13 protein-coding genes and 1 pseudogene are annotated in these 15,767 nt (G+C 72.9%); 7 read left to right on the plus strand and 7 right to left on the minus strand.

Annotated features, from left to right (window positions below; all coding sequences use genetic code 11):
- Positions 1-135: 135 nt before the first annotated feature.
- Entirely contained in the window at positions 136-717 is a 582-nt protein-coding gene (locus ACZ6BG_RS37605; protein WP_469010482.1) for a TetR/AcrR family transcriptional regulator, read from the minus strand.
- 368 nt (positions 718-1,085) lie between these two features.
- Between ACZ6BG_RS37605 and ACZ6BG_RS37610 the strand changes: the two genes are divergently transcribed.
- From ACZ6BG_RS37610 to ACZ6BG_RS37620, 3 genes and pseudogenes are all read left to right on the plus strand, one after another.
- On the plus strand, positions 1,086-1,214 hold the full coding sequence (locus ACZ6BG_RS37610) for a hypothetical protein (protein WP_469010483.1): 129 nt from the start codon (positions 1,086-1,088) through the stop codon (positions 1,212-1,214).
- Positions 1,215-1,457: 243 nt separating this feature from the next.
- On the plus strand, positions 1,458-2,606 hold the full coding sequence (locus ACZ6BG_RS37615; RefSeq protein ID WP_469010486.1) for an agmatine deiminase family protein: 1,149 nt from the start codon (positions 1,458-1,460) through the stop codon (positions 2,604-2,606).
- Positions 2,607-2,723: 117 nt separating this feature from the next.
- Positions 2,724-3,336: pseudogene (locus ACZ6BG_RS37620) on the plus strand (DUF4436 family protein).
- A 111-nt stretch (positions 3,337-3,447) separates the two neighbouring features.
- On the opposite strand, the gene ACZ6BG_RS37625 reads toward ACZ6BG_RS37620, so the two are convergent.
- The 4 genes from ACZ6BG_RS37625 to ACZ6BG_RS37640 form a co-directional block, all read right to left on the minus strand.
- The gene (locus tag ACZ6BG_RS37625; RefSeq protein WP_469010489.1) at positions 3,448-4,182 is read right to left on the minus strand and encodes a class I SAM-dependent methyltransferase; all 735 of its coding nucleotides are present in this window, start codon (positions 4,180-4,182) and stop codon (positions 3,448-3,450) included.
- A 225-nt stretch (positions 4,183-4,407) separates the two neighbouring features.
- Positions 4,408-6,849 carry an ATP-binding SpoIIE family protein phosphatase gene (locus ACZ6BG_RS37630; protein ID WP_469010492.1) on the minus strand — a complete coding sequence of 814 codons (2,442 nt, stop codon included), beginning with the start codon at positions 6,847-6,849 and terminating at the stop codon, positions 4,408-4,410.
- A 140-nt stretch (positions 6,850-6,989) separates the two neighbouring features.
- The gene (locus tag ACZ6BG_RS37635) at positions 6,990-9,431 is read right to left on the minus strand and encodes an MFS transporter (protein ID WP_469010494.1); all 2,442 of its coding nucleotides are present in this window, start codon (positions 9,429-9,431) and stop codon (positions 6,990-6,992) included.
- 239 nt (positions 9,432-9,670) lie between these two features.
- Entirely contained in the window at positions 9,671-10,114 is a 444-nt protein-coding gene (locus tag ACZ6BG_RS37640) for an SRPBCC family protein (protein ID WP_469010496.1), read from the minus strand.
- A 192-nt stretch (positions 10,115-10,306) separates the two neighbouring features.
- On the opposite strand from ACZ6BG_RS37640, the gene ACZ6BG_RS37645 reads away from it, so the two are divergent.
- The 3 genes from ACZ6BG_RS37645 to ACZ6BG_RS37655 all read left to right on the plus strand — a co-directional run bounded on the left by ACZ6BG_RS37645 (position 10,307) and on the right by ACZ6BG_RS37655 (position 13,629).
- A complete protein-coding gene (locus ACZ6BG_RS37645) occupies positions 10,307-11,341 on the plus strand; it encodes an Rv2578c family radical SAM protein (protein ID WP_469010497.1) in 1,035 nt (344 codons plus the stop codon).
- 144 nt (positions 11,342-11,485) lie between these two features.
- Positions 11,486-13,087, plus strand: coding sequence for an alpha/beta hydrolase (locus tag ACZ6BG_RS37650; protein WP_469010498.1), 1,602 nt, complete (start codon positions 11,486-11,488; stop codon positions 13,085-13,087).
- Positions 13,088-13,212: 125 nt separating this feature from the next.
- A complete protein-coding gene (locus ACZ6BG_RS37655; protein ID WP_469010499.1) occupies positions 13,213-13,629 on the plus strand; it encodes a RidA family protein in 417 nt (138 codons plus the stop codon).
- A 43-nt stretch (positions 13,630-13,672) separates the two neighbouring features.
- Here ACZ6BG_RS37655 and ACZ6BG_RS37660 read toward each other — a convergent pair whose 3' ends face one another.
- Entirely contained in the window at positions 13,673-14,275 is a 603-nt protein-coding gene (locus ACZ6BG_RS37660) for a TetR/AcrR family transcriptional regulator (protein ID WP_469010500.1), read from the minus strand.
- Between the two features lie 61 nt (positions 14,276-14,336).
- Between ACZ6BG_RS37660 and ACZ6BG_RS37665 the strand changes: the two genes are divergently transcribed.
- Complete coding sequence (locus ACZ6BG_RS37665; protein WP_469010501.1) at positions 14,337-14,837, plus strand: SRPBCC family protein; 501 nt, start codon at positions 14,337-14,339, stop codon at positions 14,835-14,837.
- On the opposite strand, the gene ACZ6BG_RS37670 is transcribed toward ACZ6BG_RS37665, so the two are convergent.
- A complete protein-coding gene (locus tag ACZ6BG_RS37670) occupies positions 14,832-15,425 on the minus strand; it encodes a HEAT repeat domain-containing protein (RefSeq protein WP_469010502.1) in 594 nt (197 codons plus the stop codon). The genes ACZ6BG_RS37665 and ACZ6BG_RS37670 overlap by 6 nt on opposite strands.
- Positions 15,426-15,767 lie beyond the last annotated feature (342 nt).

Below are 15,767 nucleotides of genomic sequence, written 5' to 3' on the forward strand. Positions count from 1 at the left end.
CCTAGACCTCTTCCCCAAGGCGCGGCCGGGGGCGAGGAAGCGTCCAGAGGCTGGAGGTGAGGCGTGGCCGTCGGCGGCAGGCGCGGCAGGCCAGGAGCGAACCAGCGGGCAACGGGCAACGAACCGGCGCGGGCGCTACTTCCGCCGCAGCAGCGTCAGCTCCGCGTCGATGGCCCCGCGCATCAGGTCCCGCGCGTGGTCGAGCCGCATGCCTCCGCTGAGCCAGCGCATGCTGAGCCCTTCGAGCAGTGCGGTGAGCCGTTCGCCGGCCGCGGCGAGGGCGGGCGCCGGGGTCATCGGCTGCACCTGCCCGATGAGCGCGGCGACCTCCTGCACCCACACCAGGGTGGCCCGGGCCAGGTCCTCGCGCAGCACCTCGTCGAAGACGGCGCTCGCTCGCAACTCGCCCCAGGCGGAGCTGTTCTCCCTGACCTCGGGGGTGTCCTGGAGCTCGAGGAGGAGGATCTCCTCCAGTTCCTCGCGGGGAGCGAGGGGTGCGGCCTCCGGGTCGCGGCCGGCGGTGTAGCGCTCGGCGCGGCCGTTGATGAACTCCAGGGTCTGGCGCAGGATCCCGGTGCGGTCCTTGAAGTGGTAGTAGATCAGCCCGGTGGAGACGCCCGCCTCGGCGGCGAGTTCTTCGACGCGCAGACCGCGGACTCCGCGACGGGCGATCAGCCGTGCGGCCGCTTCGAGGATCTGGGTAGTGCGAGGCGCCATGGATCCGAACCCTACCGGGCCGGTCCGGGCCCGGTGATCTGGACCGGGCAGCAGGGTCGGAGCAGGTCAGCCGCTCTTGCGACGGCGGCTCACGACCACCGCGACCGGCCCCTCCTTCCCGGCCATCAGGCCGAACTCGTAGTCGGGGTCGGGGCCGGTGAGTTCGGCGTCGAGAGCGTGCGGTGTGTCGGTGGCCGCACCCGCGCGTGCTGACGCGGCGACCGCGGGCCGCCCTGGGGACGATCACGCTACCAACTGAAGCTTCAGTCAATATATCCAGAAGCCACCCGGCAGCACCCACCCTCGCCCTGGTCGCCGAACGGCTCGTCGCCGCACTGGAGGGCTTCTACCTGCACTGACTCAGCGAAGTGCCACCCCTGGCGCACGCCCGCCGACTGATGCGCGAGGCCATGACGGTGAAGCTGGCCCGCCTGGAACACGTCGCCGACACCAGCCCCACCGTCGACCCCGGACACACCACACTTCTCTTTGACTGAATTTTCAGTCCATGCCAGAGTGGCATCCCGGCCACCGCGACGGGGCAGCACGGTCGCACCCCAGGCGCGGTGCGCCACCCGGCCGCTCCCGGTACAGCACGCGCCGTCCGCGTCGCTCTCGTCGAGCGCCCCACCCTGCCGACGGCTAGCTTGTGACCACCACGATGATCGGAGTTCACCGTGTCGCCCCGCACCCCCCACTCCCGCCTCCCCTCCCTCACCCCTGCGTCCCCCCTCGCCTCGATGCGCCCCTCCCGCCGCTCCGCCCTGCGCGTGCTCGCCGGTGTCGGCGCCGTCGCCCTCGGCTCCGCGGCCTGCGGGCCCGGCGGCTCGGGCGTGACGAAGGCCGCGGGCACGGCCGGTGCGGACACCGCGACCGAGGGGCGGCGCCTCGGCGCCGAGTGGGAGAGCCACGCGCGCACCTTCATGTCGTGGCCGGCCCTGGAGTCGGTGTGGGAGGAGGACCTGCCCTACGTACGGGAGGACATCGCCCGCGTCGCGCGCGCCATCGCGGAGTACGAGTACGTGGTGATGATGGCGCGGCCCGACCAGCAGAAGGCCGCCCAGCGGGCCTGCGGGCGCGACGTCGAGGTCATCCCCCTGGCGGTCGACGACCTGTGGGCACGTGACACCGTGCCCGTGTTCGTGGAGGAGGACGGCGAGGTCGTCGGCGTCGACTTCAACTTCAACGGGTGGGGGAACAAGCAGGAGCACACCAACGACGCCCGGGTGGGCCGCACTCTGCTGTCGAAGTACGACGTCCCCCGCGAGAAGGCGCCCCTGGTCTCCGAGGGCGGCTCGTTCGAGACCGACGGCGAGGGCACGCTCCTGATCACGGAGAGCTCGATCGTCAACGGCAACCGCAACCGCGGCAAGAGCCGGGACCGGATCGAGGCCGAGCTCAAGGAGACCCTGGGCGTCGAGAAGGTGATCTGGCTCGCGGGCGTGCGCGGCGAGGACATCACCGACGCGCACGTGGACAGCCTCGTCCGGTTCACCGCACCCGGCGTGGTGCTCCTGGACCGGGCGTTCCCCGGGATGCCCGCCGACTCCTGGTCCCGCTCCGCCGACCAGGCGAAGTCCGTCCTGAGCGAGGCCACGGACGCCAGGGGCCGCCGCTTCGAGATCATCGACCTGCCGCAGCCCGACCTGGACCGGATCACCGGCGAGGGCGACGACTTCGTGTCGACGTACGCCAACTTCTACGTCGCCAACGACTCCGTGTTCCTGCCGAGGTTCGGCGACCGCAAGGCCGACAAGCGCGCCAAGAGCATCCTCCAGGAGCACTTCCCCAAGCGCGACATCGTGCAGGTCGAGATCGACACCATCGCCTCCGGCGGCGGTGGCATCCACTGTTCCACGCACGACCAGCCCGGCGAGCCGGTCGACTGACCGTCCGCCCCACCCCCGGAGCGGCTGTGGTCATCCGCCGCCCCCGTCCCGCGGCAGGGCCCTGATCGCGGGGCTCGTCCTGCTCGCTGTGGCGGCGGCCTCGCGGAGGCCGGCGGGATCTCCCCCGCCGAGAACCTCACACTCCAGACGTCGACCTCGACGGGCGGGGACCTCGCCTTCCCTGCCCACAGCCGGATCTCGATCGTGGACGTGCCCGTCGCCCTGACGGCGGGGTCCATCACGGACTATCCGTTCGACGCCTATGACGCCGCGCTGGAGTTCGGCGCCGTGCAGGGCGGTGAGGCCGTCCCGGTCCGGATGGCGCTGTCCAACAACGACGCGCTGTTCACGACCTCGGTCGAGGCGTCCGAGGAGGACGGCGTCACGGTGTTCGACCTCGGCCTCGCGCGCCCGACCAGCGTGCTCACTCTTCGCGGTGTTCATGAGGGCCGCCATGTGGGCGCTAGCCGTCGCCGTCCTCATCGGGGCGTGGTTCCTGCTGAGCAGGAAGAAGGGCCTGACGTGGCCCGCGGTCGGCTGGACGGCCGCGACGCTCTTCGCCCTCGCGGCCTTCCGCGACACCGCCCCGGGCGCGCCGCCCATCGGATCCCTCCTCGACTACATCGCCTTCCTCTGGGCGGAGACGGTCATCGCGTTCTGTGGCATCACCGTGGTGGTCATGGGCATGCGCACGGAGTCCCGGCACCCGGACTCGCCCGCACCCGCGTGAGCCGCGCTCGGGCGGGCCTCATGAGGTGGCGCGGCCGCGATGAGCGTCCCGCCGTCGCGAGGTGGCCCCAGCGCCATGAGGTGGCTCCCCTCCCCACGAGGCGCCCCAGCGCTATGAGGTGGCCCCGGCGCGGCCCACGACCAGCCACTTCGACGGCAGTTCGATGCGGGTGCCGTCCGCTCTGTACTCGGTCGTGGTCAGCGGCAGCGAACCGGCGGCCAGCACGGTCAGGCCCGCCGAGCGCACCAGCTCCGGGACGGCGGCGTCGGCCACCTCGCCCGGCGCGATGCCGTGCGCGAACACGGGCGCCAGCTTGGGCGGCGGCCCCCCGGCGTCCTCAGCGAGGCCGCGCAGCACCGGCCCCGCGGCCTCGGCCAGTTCGACCAGGCAGGCCCGCCCGCGCTCCCCGGTCAGGGCCGCGACGGAGTCGATGAGCGGCTGCCGGTCGGCGGGCTCGCACTGGTGCAGTACGCCCCGCATGTAGACGTTGGTGTCGCCGAGTTCGGCGTGCAGTTGCTCGGCCGTGCTCTTGTCGGCCGCGTCGAGCTGGCGGAACTCGGCCTGGCCCGCGGGGTCCGCGTGCCGGGCGTGGTCGACGGCGGCGGCCGCCAGGTCGACGCCGAGGACGCGCGGGAAGCGGTCGGCGAGGAAGCGGGTCTGGGTGCCGTTGCCGCAGCCGAGGTCCACCATCGGCAGGTCGGGTGCCGTCAAGTGCGGTTCGAACAGGGCCAGATGGATGCCCACGGTGAGGGCGGGCTCGGAGTCCCAGAAGACGCCGCCCGCCTCCGCGGGGGCCTCGCTCCAAAAGCCCTCCCAGGCCTCCTGGTACCGACTAGTGACGCCCATGCCAGCTCCCCGGGGTGCGACAAGCGCCGCCGAACCCGGCGACAAGATCGGTCTACCGCTCGGGGAAGCGCCCGACAAGCCGCACGCGCGCACCTTCACGGCGCTTTCGAGGCGCGTTCCCCCCGCGTGCGCCTGCGCGGCACCGCTGCCCCGGCGTGCGGCCCGCCCGCCCGGCCCCTGGCGCGGCTCGTCGCCCGGCTGGGCGACGCGGCCCGGGACGCGCGGCTACCGGCGCGGCGGGGACAGCTCGAACCACACGGTCTTGCCCGTGCTCGTCCGGCTGGTGCCCCACTCCTTGGCGAGGCTGGTGACGATGCGCAGGCCGCGTCCGAACTCGTCGGCGGGGCTCGCGCTGAGCAGCGTCGGCAGGGTCGCGTCGTCGTCCTCGACCTCGCACAGGAGCTGGCCGGAGCGGACCAGGCGCAGGCCGATGCGGCCGCCGCGCGCGTGTCGTACGGCATTCGTGACGAGTTCGCTGGCCAGGAGCACGGCGATGTCACTGATGGCGTCGAGGCCCCAGTCGCGCAGTTGGCGGCGGACCAGGTCGCGGGCCCTGCTGACCTCGCTGGGGTCGGGCGCGAGCCGCCAGTGCCCGACGTCGGTGGAGGCCACGCCGTTCAGCCGGGCCATCAGCAGGGCGACGTCGTCCTTGCGGCCGCCGCGGCCCGCTTCCGAGAACGTCGCGGCGAGGGCGCGGATGATCGTGTCGCAGGCGTCGTCCATGGAGGCGGCGGGGTGGGCGGCCGACTCGACGAGGGTGGCGAGGCCCACGCCGATGTCCTCGCCGCGCACCTCGACCAGACCGTCGGTGCACATCAACAGGCGGTCGCCGGGCGCGACGCGGACCCGCACCGACTCGAACGGCACGCCGCCGACGCCGATGGGCGCCCCTGTGGGCAGGTCGAGCAGTTCGCTGCGGCCGTCCAGGGCGCGCACCAGGACGGGCGGGATGTGGCCGGCGTTGGCCAGTTGGAGCTCACCGGCGATCGGGTCGTACACCGCGTACAGGCACGTCGCCAAGTAGTGCTCGCCGAGCCGCTGGGCGAGGTCGTCGAGGTTGCGCAGGAGCTGCGCGGGCGGCAGGTCGAGGGCGGCCATGGTCTGCACGGCCGTACGCAACTGGCCCATCATCGCCGCGGAGTTCAGGCCGTGTCCCATGACGTCGCCGACCACGAGGGCGGTGCGGGCGCCGGGGAGTTTCACGGAGTCGAACCAGTCACCGCCGACGCGGCCGAGCAGGGTGCCCGGGAGGTAGCGGGTGGCGATGTCGCAGCCGGACATGCGGGGCTGTATGTGCGGCAGCATGCTGTCCTGGAGGGTGTCGGCGACCGACTCCTGGTAGGTGTACATGCGGGCGTTGTCCAGGACGAGACCGGCGCGGGCGGCCAGTTCGGCGCCGGTGACGCGGTCCATGTCGTTGAAGACGGGCCGCTCGCGGTGGCGCAGCAGGATCATGAAGCCGAGGACGACATTGCGCGCCTTCAGGGGCACGACCAGCATCGAGCGGTGGTTGATCAGCGGCCGGATGTCGCGCTTCTCGAACTGGGAGGCGATGGCGTTGCCCATCTCCTCGGTGATGCGCGGTACGAGGACGGGGTCGCCCGACGTCATGCACTGGAAGAACGGGGTGTGCGCCGGGAACGGCATGGACTCGCCGACCGGCACGACGTCGTCCCAGCGGCCCGGCTCGTCCGTGTGCTCGACGGCGACCCGGTGCCAGAGGGTGGTCTCGTCGGGCGGGCCCTCGGGGAAGCCCTCGCCCGCGACGACCTGTTCGCGCAGATAGGTGCCCGCGACGTCGGTGAAGCGCGGCACGACGGCCTTGCTGACCTCGACGATGGTGCGGGACAGGTCGAGGGAGGTGCCGATGCGGCCGCTGACCTCGTTCAGGAACTCCAGGCGCTCGCGCACCGCCGCGTATTCGAGGTCCTCGCCGTCTTCGGCGTCGGGCGGCGGCGCCTGCCCGGCGGCGGTCGCCTCTTCGGCGCGCCGCCTGCGGGCCCGGCGCTCGGCGCGGCGCGGGACGCCCCAGTCGGGGGTGACGGGCACACGGTCGTGCTGGCTGAACTCAAGCACCGGATAGCCCAGTTCGAGGACCTGGGCGGCGATGCGGGCGCTCTCGCCGACGCTCATGCTCGGCAGGATCTCGGGGAGGCGGCGCGCGAGTTCGTCGGACCCGGGGAAGTCGGTGTGCAGCGCGAACCCGGGCGCTATGCGCTCGACCCGGTCGGTGTCCGGGTCGCCCTCGACGGCGAGGCGGGCGGCGTCGGCGGCGAGCACGAGCAGCCGCTCCGGTCCCGGTCCGACGAGCGGGTAGGCCCACCACAGGACGTCGATGCGCTCGCGTTCACGGGTCGAGGCGGTCAGGCGGGCGCGGCCCGCGGTGGGGTAGGAGAGCCGTCCGTCCAGGGAGCTGCCGAGGTCGGGGCCGAGCGCGTCGTACTCCCCGCGGGCTCCGCCGTCCTGCGGCAGGGCTCCGGAGACGGGCAGCAGGTCACCGGCCGGGCGGCCCACGGCTTCTTCCTTGGCGTACCCGAACAGGCGGCGCGCGCCGGTGCTCCAGTGGGAGACGAGCCCGTCCCCGTCGACGACGACCACGGCCAGGGGGACGCGGCCGGACATGCCGCCGCGGGTCACCGGCTCGCCGTCCGGGATGTCACGCTCCATGGCCTCGGCTCCCTCCCTCGGCACGGAAAGATCTGCAACGCCCCCCAACCACCGTACGGCCGCATCGGGTTGCGGTGCGGCGCTATCGGCGAATTGGCTCGCCGAGGGGGCGCCTCCGGAGCACTCGCGGGGGCACGTTCTCAGTCCTCGTGGCCCAGTTGCAGGTCCCGCTCCGTCCGTCCGCCGCCCGCGACCTGGAGCACCGTGGCGACCGGCGGGTATCCGGCGGCGATCACCGTGTACTCGCCGGACGACAGGTCGACGAAGCGGAACGTGCCGTCGGCGCCCGTGGTCAGGGTGTCGACGACGTTGCCCGCCGCGTCCAGGAGCGTGACGCGGGCGTCCTCCACGGGCCGCCCGCCACCGGCCCGCACGGTGCCCCGCAGGACCGCTCCCCCGGCCAGCTCGATGTCCTGGCGGGTCTCGCGGGACGCCTGCACGCTGACGGGCAGGGCCGCCGGACGGAACGCGGGCGCGCTGGCGGCCAGTGTGTACTCCCCCGCGACCAGTTCCGTGATCGCGTACGCGCCCTCGCGGCCGCTGCGGGCGGTGGCGACGACGTCGCCCCGGACGTCGGTGAGGGTGACGGCGGCGTCCCGGACGGGCGAGCCGTCGGCGGTGCGCACGCTCCCGGCGAGGCGGCCCGCGCCGCCGAGGACCACGTCGAGCTCCACGGGGCGCTCGCCGACGGTGACGGTGACGGCCTGCGGCTGGTGGCCGCCCGCCGCAGCGATCAGGACGAACGATCCGGCGCCGGGGGTGGCCAGCGCGTACCGCCCGTCGTCGCCGCTGGCGCCGCGCCCGATCTGCTGGCCCGCGACGTCGATGAGGGTCAGGGCGGCGCGGGGCACGACGGTGCCGTCCGGGTGCTGCACGGTGCCGCAGACGGGCACTCCGGCGGCGTACGGGGCGCGGGCCCCTGGGACGGCGGCCTGCTCGCCGAGGGGGGCGTGCGGGGTTTTCGAGGACACGGCGCTGGACACGAGGGGGGTCTCCTTGAGGAAGAAGGCGAGCAGCAGGCCGAGGACGAGCACCGGGACCAGGTAGAGGAAGATCCGCGGCATCGCGTCGGCGTACGCCTGGATGTAGCCCTCGCGCAGCGGGGCGGGCATCGCGTGGACGAGCTGGGGGGTGATCGATTCGGCGTCCGGCAGGTCGGCGCCCGCGGGCAGGCTCTCGGCGAGGGCGCCGGTGAGGCGGTCGGCGAGGAGCGTGCCGAAGACCGCGGCGCCCACGCAGCCGCCGATCTGCCGGAAGTAGTTGTTGGCGCTGGTCGCGGTGCCGAGGTCGGCGGGCGGCACGGCGTTCTGCACGGCGAGGATCAGCACGGGCATGACCAGGCCGACGCCGGCGCCGAGGACGGCCATCCAGATGCTGTAGTGCAGCCGGGGCGTGTCCGATTCGAGCCGCGAGAGCAGGAACATGCCGACGACGGAGAGGGCGCCGCCGAGGATCGGGTAGATCCGGTAGCGCCCGGTGTGGCTGATGAGTTGACCGGCGATGATGGAGGCGCCGACGACACCGCCCATCATCGGCAGCATCAGGAGGCCGGACTCCGTGGCGCTCGCGCCGTCGACCATCTGCAGGAACGTCGGCAGGTAACTGGCCGCTCCGAAGAGGGCGATGCCGACGACGAGCCCTACTAGACCCGTGATGTTGAAGACGGAATCACGGAACAGGCGCAGCGGGATGATCGGTTCTGCCGCGAACCGCTCGGCGACGAGGAAGAGCACGGTCGACACGGCCGCTCCGGCGGCGAGCCCGAGGATGACGCGCGATCCCCAGGCGTACTCCGTGCCGCCCCAACTGGTCAGGAGCACCAGGCAGGTGGAGGCGGCGACGAGCAGCAGCGCGCCGAGCACGTCGAGCCTGCCCCGGGCCGCGGGCTTGGGCAGCTTCAGGACGAGCGCGACCACGAGCAGGGTGACCAGGCCGAACGGCACGTTGAAGTAGAAGCACCAGCGCCAGGAGACATGGTCGGTGAAGAAGCCGCCGAGAAGCGGCCCGGCGACGGAGGCCAGGCCGAAGCAGGCGCCGATGAGGCCCATGTAGCGGCCCCGCGCGCGGGGCGGCACGATGTCGGCGATGATCGCCTGGACGCCGATCATGAGGCCGCCCGCACCGACGCCCTGGAGCGCGCGGAAGGCGATGAGCTGGTCCATGGTGCGCGAGGCGCCCGCGAGGGCGGAGCCGATGACGAAGACGACGATGGCGAACTGGAAGACGCCCTTGCGTCCGAAGAGGTCGCCGAGCTTGCCGTAGATGGGCAGTCCGACGGTGGAGGTCAGCAGGTACGCGGTGATCGCCCAGGACATCTTGTCCAGGCCGTGCAGCTCGCCGACGATCTTCGGCAGCGCGGTGGCGACGATCATCTGCTCCAGCGCGGCGAGCAGCAGCGCGAGCATGAGGCCGACGAAGACCATCCGGACCCGGGCGGGGCTGAGGCCGTGCGGCGGCGTCTGCACGGCCTCCGGGGGCGGTGGCGGCTCCGGCGCCCCGACCTGCTCCGCGGCGGCCGTGAGGGGCGGTTCAACCGCCCGATCGCCGTGTCCGGCGCCCGTCACCAGCGTCGTCCCGCCCACTTGCTGCTCCCCTCGTCGCGCCTGCGCCGCCCATTTCTCGCATTACGCGAAAACTGGAGCAAGTGCGACGAGTCGCCCTCGGGCGCACACCGGCGCGCGTAAGCGCCGGTGGGAGCCCTACGGCGTACAACTGGACCGCCCCGAGAACCACTCGAAACGGTGAGCGTGACAACAACCCTGATGGGTTACGGGAGTTGGCGGGGTCAGACGCCAGCGCAGCCCCAACCGGCGGGGTGGGCCTACTTCTCGACCTCCGCGGCGAGCTTGTCGAGCACGGCGTCGTAGATCCGCGCGAGGCCCTTGGGTGCGAAGGTCTTCTCGAAGAAGCCGCCGATGCCGCCCGCGCCGTTCCACACCGTGGTGACGACGACGCGCGAGGCGCCCTCGCCCCCCGGGGTCACCCGCCAGGTGGTGACCATCGACGAGTTGCGGTCCTTCTCGACGAGTTCGCCGTCGGTGGGCTCGCTCACCTCGAGCAGGCAGTCGCGGATCCGCTTGCTGGTGGCCTGGAGCTTCCAGTGGACGAGGGTGCCCTCGCCGTCGCCGCCCTCGCGCACCTCGTACTCACTGAAGTGCTCCGACAGGATCTTCGCGCGCGTGCCGCTGTAGTCGGCCAGCGCATCGAAGACGTCCTCCGGCTGCGCCGCGATGATCCGCTCCGTGGTCGCCTCGACCTGCGCCATTGCACTTCCTCCAGCAGTTGGGTGTCTCAGGGGTTGGACGGTCAGCCAACCACCCCGCGCACCGGCGCCCCAAATCGGGTCCGGACCACGTTCGCACGATCGAGGGAACATGTGTTCTATTCTCTGGGGTGAGTGTTGTTGCCGTTGTTGTCCGCGCTGGTTGCTGCTGGTCAGTGCTACGGAGGAGGCGCCATGCGCTGGGAGAACCTGTCCGACGGGCCGCGAGGGGGCGCCGCGGACGCCGCCCTGTTCGGCGCCGACGCCGTGACCACCCGGACCTTCGACACCCCCGAGTTCCGCGGGATCACCTTCCACGAGGTGCGGGCGAAGTCGATCGTGAACCGGGTCCCGGGGGCGTCCCGCATGCCCTTCGAGTGGACGGTCAACCCCTACCGGGGCTGCACGCACGCGTGTGTGTACTGCTTCGCCCGCAAGACGCACTCCTATCTGGACCTGGACACGGGCCTGGACTTCGACAGCCAGATCGTGGTGAAGGTCAACGCGCCCGAGCTGCTGCGCCGGCACCTCGCGTCGGCGCGCTGGGGCGGCGAGCACATCGCGATGGGCACCAACGTCGACTGCTACCAGCGCGCGGAGGGGCGGTACGCGCTGATGCCGGGCATCATCGCGGCCCTGCGCGACCACGCCAACCCGTTCTCGATCCTCACCAAGGGCACGCTGATCCTGCGCGACCTTGACCTGCTGCGGCAGGCCGCCGCCGTCACGGACGTCGGCATCTCGGTGTCCGTGGGCTTCCTGGACGAGCACCTGTGGCGCACGGTCGAGCCGGGCACCCCGGCCCCCGGGCGGCGCCTGGAGGTCGTGCGCACCCTGAGCGGGCACGGCATCGGGTGCGGTGTCCTGATGGCCCCGGTGATCCCGTTCCTCGGCGACCACCCGGACCAGTTGCGCGCCACGGTGCGGGCCGTCGCGGCGGCCGGGGCGACGTCGGTGACGCCGCTGACGCTGCACCTGCGGCCCGGCGCGCGCGAGTGGTTCATGGCCTGGCTCGCACACCACCATCCGCATCTGGTGCGGCGGTACGAGCGCCTGTACGCGGACGGCGCGTACGCCCCGAAGTGGTACCAGCGCCGCATCACCCGCCAGGTGCACGACCTGGCACGGGAGTTCGGCATCGGCCCGTCCCGCGCGGGCGCCGCGCGCCGCATCCCCGAGCCCCGGAAGACAGTGCCCGCCCCCGGGGCCACCCAGCTCACGCTGCTCTGATCCGGGCTGGGCCATCGGCGGCCTTCGTCATGCTCCTTTCAGGTAGTTCGCCCGGAGAACAGCCGCTTCCGGGCGGGGTTTCCGGGACGATGCCGCGGGGGTCGTGGGCCTCGCGGCCCCGAACCCTCCGCTCTGGGAGGCTCGATGAGAGCAACCGCCGTCTCGCTGTGCGGCGCCGCCGCGCTGGTGACCGGTCTCGTCGTGGCGGTGCCGTCCGCCGCGGGCACCGACACGCGGTCCGTGCCGCGCACCGCGCACACCCCACACCCCCTCACGTGGAAGAAGTGCGCCACCAAGACCCATCCGAAGCTCCAGTGCGCGTCCCTGAAGGTCCCGCTCGACCACGACCACCCGCACGGCGAGCAGATCACGCTCGCCCTGTCCCGGATCGCGCACACCGCCAAGCGCTACCAGGGCCCCCTCCTGGTGAACCCCGGCGGCCCCGGCGGCAGCGGTCTGTCCATGGCCGGTTTCGTCGCCAAGACGCTCCCGGCGAAGGTCGCCGCGGGCTACGACGTCATCGGCTTCGACCCGCGCGGCGTCGGCAGGAGCAAGCCCGCCCTCACCTGCCGCCCCGGCCACTTCAAGCCCGTACGGCCCGCCACGGTGCCGCACACGGCCGCCCTGGAGAAGGCCAACCTCAACCGCGCGCGGGCCTTCGCCAAGGCGTGCGCCTCCAAGTACGCGGACGTCCTGCCGTTCATCGACACGGTGAGCGCGGTCAAGGACATGGACGCGATCCGCGCGGCGGTGGGCGCCGACGAGATCAACTACTTCGGGTACTCGTACGGCACCTACCTGGGCGCCGTGTACGCGAAGCTGTTCCCCGACCGGGTGCGTCGCATGGCCCTGGACTCCGTGGTGGACCCGCACCTCGTCTGGTACGACGCGAACCTGTCCCAGGACCACGCCTTCGACAGCCGCCACAAGGCCTTCATGGCCTGGGTCGCCAAGCACCACAAGCAGTACCGGCTCGGCAAGGACCCGGCGAAGATCGAGGCCAGGTGGTACGCCATGCGCGCCGCCCTCGCCAAGAAGCCGGCCGGCAAGAAGGTCGGCGCCGCCGAGCTGGAGGACACCTTCATGCCGGGCGCCTACTTCAACGGCTACTGGCCGTTCCTCGCGGAGGCGTTCTCCTCGTACGCACGCACCAAGGACACCGATCTCCTGGTCGAGGCCTACGAGAACTTCGGCGCCGTGGACGCCGCGGGCGACAACAGCTATTCGGTGTACACCTCCGTGGGGTGCCGGGACGCGGCCTGGCCGCGCGACTGGGGGCAGTGGCGCCGCGACAACTGGCGCACGCACGCGAAGGCGCCGTTCATGACCTGGAACAACGCCTGGTACAACGCCCCGTGCGCGTTCTGGCCGGTGCGGTCGCTGCACCACCCCGACGTCACCAACGTCTCCCTGCCGCCGGTGCTGCTGTTCCAGGCCACCGACGACGCGGCCACGCCGTACCAGGGCGCGATCACGATGCACCGCAAGCTGCGCGGATCGCGCCTGGTGGTGGAGCAGGGCGGCGGCAACCACGGCATCACCCTGAGCGGGAACGCCTGCCTGGACCGGCATCTGGCGGCGTACCTGAGGGACGGCAAGGTGCCGCACAGCGGCGGTGAGGTCGACGCGGTGTGCAAGCCGCTGCCCGACCCGAAGCCGAAGGGCACGGCGCGCGCCGGCGCGACCAGGGGCGAGGCGGCGGGCAGCGGCTCGGAACTCCACCGGCTGCTCGGCTTCCGCGGCTGATATCCGCCGCCGAGCCGACAGCCGCCGCCGAGCCGACAGCCGCGGCCGAGCCGACAACCGCGGCTGATCCGCGGACCGGGACTCCGTCGGAGGCGTTGTCAGAGCCGTGGTCCACCATGGTGACCATGAGCCGACTGACACACATCAACGCCCCCGACGGAGTCGCGCCCGCGACCGGGTACACCCACGTGGTGTCCGGCACGGGCCGCCTCGTCGCCGTCTCCGGTCAACTCGCCCTGGACGAGGAGGGCAAGCTGGTCGGCGCGGGGGACGCGGCGGCACAGGCCCTCCAGGTCTTCGAGAACCTGCGGCGCTGCCTGGCGGCCGCGGGCGCGGACTTCGACGACGTGATCAAGCTGACGTACTTCGTCACGGACGTGGCGCACATGACCGCGGTCCGCGCCGCCCGCGACGCCCACCTCGACCCGGCCCGGCTGCCCGCCTCGTCGGCAGTGCAGGTGGCGGCGTTGGTGGGGCCCGAGTTCCTGATGGAGATAGAGGCGCTCGCGGTGGTCCCGGAGGAGAACGCGACGGGCGCCTAGCGGCCCCTCGGGCGCCTGACGGCTCTGGGCCCGCTCCGGGCGCCTAACGACCCCCGGGCCCCTCGCCCAGCAGCAACAGCGCGCTCTCCCCCGCCAGTTCCTCCGCGTGCGCGGGCAGCTCCTGGCCGCGGCGCAGATGGCGGCGGACGATCGTCAGCGGCATGTCGATCACGGCGAGCGCGACCCGGTCCGCGGCGGGCCCGGCCTCCGCGCCCAGCGCCGCGCACAGTCCCGCCACGGCCTCGCCCACCCGCCGATGCCCCGCCGCCGCCCGCCGGGTGCTCGGCTCGGGCCAGTCGTCCTGGGCGAAGTCGGCGGCGCCGTACAGGAGCAGCGCCGCGGCGCTCGGGTGCGCCCGGCTCCACGCGACCACGTGGACGGCCGCCGCCCGGGCCGCCGCCCGCGGATCGCCCGCGCCGGACCCCAGCGCCGCGAACCACCCCTCCTGGAAGTCCTCGACGGTCCGCAGCCACACCTCCGCGAGCAGCGCGGGACGCCCCGGGAACCGGTGGTAGACCGATCCGCTGGGCGCGCCGACCGCCTTGGCCACGGCCGTCATCGTGACCGCGGAAGGGCCCGCGTCCGCGGCCAGTTCGACGGCGGCGTCGAGAAAGCGGCTCATGTCGTACCGGGGTGGTCTCGCCATGTATTGGAGAGTACCCTCCAATTAAAGAGAGAGGTCCCTCCACACCGCACCTGGAGCCATCATGGCCGTCCTCAACGTCCACGAACGCCTCCTGCCCGTCGAGCCGAGCGCGGTCGGCGACCTCGTCGACGCCCTCGCCACCCCGGACGACCCGCTGTGGCCCACGGCCGCCTGGCCGCCCATGAGGCTGGACCGGGGGCTCGCGCCCGGGTCGCGCGGCGGCCACGGCCCGGTGAGGTACACGGTGGCGGCGCACGCGCCCCGGCAGTGGGTGCGGTTCGCCTTCACCGGGCCGCGCGGCTTCGACGGGTTCCACGAGTACACGGTGCACCCACTGGACGACGGCAGCGGGCACACGGTCCTGCGCCACACCCTGACGATGCACACCCGCGGCCCGGCCCGGCTGACCTGGCCGCTGGCGTACCGCCCCTTCCACGACGCCTGCCTCGAGGACAGCCTCGACCGGGCGGAGCGCGCCCTGACCGGCACGGTCCGCCACCCCGCCCGCTGGAGCCCCTACGTGCGCCTTCTGCGCCGCCTCACGCCCGGCAGACCCTCATGACCCCTGCGCCCGCACCGACACCCGTGCGAGCGCCGCCGCCGCGGCCGCCGCGAGGCGCGGGTGGGCGCAGGCAGCCGTGAGCACCGGTATGGCCCGCGCGTCCCCGAGCGCCCCGAGCCCTTCGACGCACGCCAGCGCGACCTTGCCGTAAGGGTCGTTGGGGGCGAGGCGGCGCTGGAGGGTGACGATCAGGGCGGGCGCCGACTCCGGGGCGCGCAGCTCCGTGAGGAGGCGCACCGGATGCAGGGCGTAGGCGACCCGCAGTTCGTTCGTGGCGAGCGCGGCCGCCGCGCGCGCCGTGCGCCGGTCGCCGAGCCGCGCGAGGGCGTACGCGGCGGCGGCGCAGCGGGGCGGATCCCGGTGGTTGAGCAGCAGCACCAGCGACTCGAAGGCCCGCCGGTCCCCCAGGACCCCCAGCCTGACGGCCGCCAACTCCCGTGCCCACAGCGGCTGCCCGGCCGCGAGCAGCACCCCCGCGAGCTCGTCCGCGGCGTCGGCGGCCAGCAGTCTTTCGTACGCGTCCAGCGCTCCCGACGCCACCGCCTCGCGTCGTAAGCGATCCGTCACCGTCCGCAACTCCGCATCCATGCGCAGAGCCTAGTCGCGACGGACGTCACAGACACCGGGGGCTGGCGCGCTCGTTACTCGCGGGTTAATCTCATGTGAGCGGGGCACACTCCCCGCGTAGAGTTCGTTCGCAGTTCTCGCTCTTCGCATTTCAGCTCCTGACGGCCTGGTGACGCAGCCGTCTTGAGTGTTGTCGGTTCGGTACGCACGTACCGCAGGACGGCGTGGCCACGGGACAGGGCCTGCCGGTTCCCTTCTCGCGCAACCTCCGCACGCCGTACGCCACTTCGCGCCCGCTCGCGTGGCCGCCACGCACGCTCGCGTGACCCGTGTCCGGTGCGCCCCCGCCACGCGCCATGCGCG

The organism is Streptomyces sp. NPDC041205, assembly GCF_055591765.1.

Coding starts and splice junctions, on each gene's coding strand:
- ACZ6BG_RS37660 (WP_469010500.1), bottom strand. CDS start 14,275: ATGGCGAGACCACCCCGGTACGACATGAGCCGCTTTCTCGACGCCGCC.
- ACZ6BG_RS37605 (WP_469010482.1), bottom strand. CDS start 717: ATGGCGCCTCGCACTACCCAGATCCTCGAAGCGGCCGCACGGCTGATC.
- ACZ6BG_RS37625 (WP_469010489.1), bottom strand. CDS start 4,182: ATGGGCGTCACTAGTCGGTACCAGGAGGCCTGGGAGGGCTTTTGGAGC.
- ACZ6BG_RS37650 (WP_469010498.1), top strand. CDS start 11,486: ATGAGAGCAACCGCCGTCTCGCTGTGCGGCGCCGCCGCGCTGGTGACC.
- ACZ6BG_RS37670 (WP_469010502.1), bottom strand. CDS start 15,425: ATGGATGCGGAGTTGCGGACGGTGACGGATCGCTTACGACGCGAGGCG.
- ACZ6BG_RS37645 (WP_469010497.1), top strand. CDS start 10,307: ATGCGCTGGGAGAACCTGTCCGACGGGCCGCGAGGGGGCGCCGCGGAC.
- ACZ6BG_RS37615 (WP_469010486.1), top strand. CDS start 1,458: ATGCGCCCCTCCCGCCGCTCCGCCCTGCGCGTGCTCGCCGGTGTCGGC.
- ACZ6BG_RS37665 (WP_469010501.1), top strand. CDS start 14,337: ATGGCCGTCCTCAACGTCCACGAACGCCTCCTGCCCGTCGAGCCGAGC.
- ACZ6BG_RS37640 (WP_469010496.1), bottom strand. CDS start 10,114: ATGGCGCAGGTCGAGGCGACCACGGAGCGGATCATCGCGGCGCAGCCG.
- ACZ6BG_RS37655 (WP_469010499.1), top strand. CDS start 13,213: ATGAGCCGACTGACACACATCAACGCCCCCGACGGAGTCGCGCCCGCG.
- ACZ6BG_RS37630 (WP_469010492.1), bottom strand. CDS start 6,849: ATGGAGCGTGACATCCCGGACGGCGAGCCGGTGACCCGCGGCGGCATG.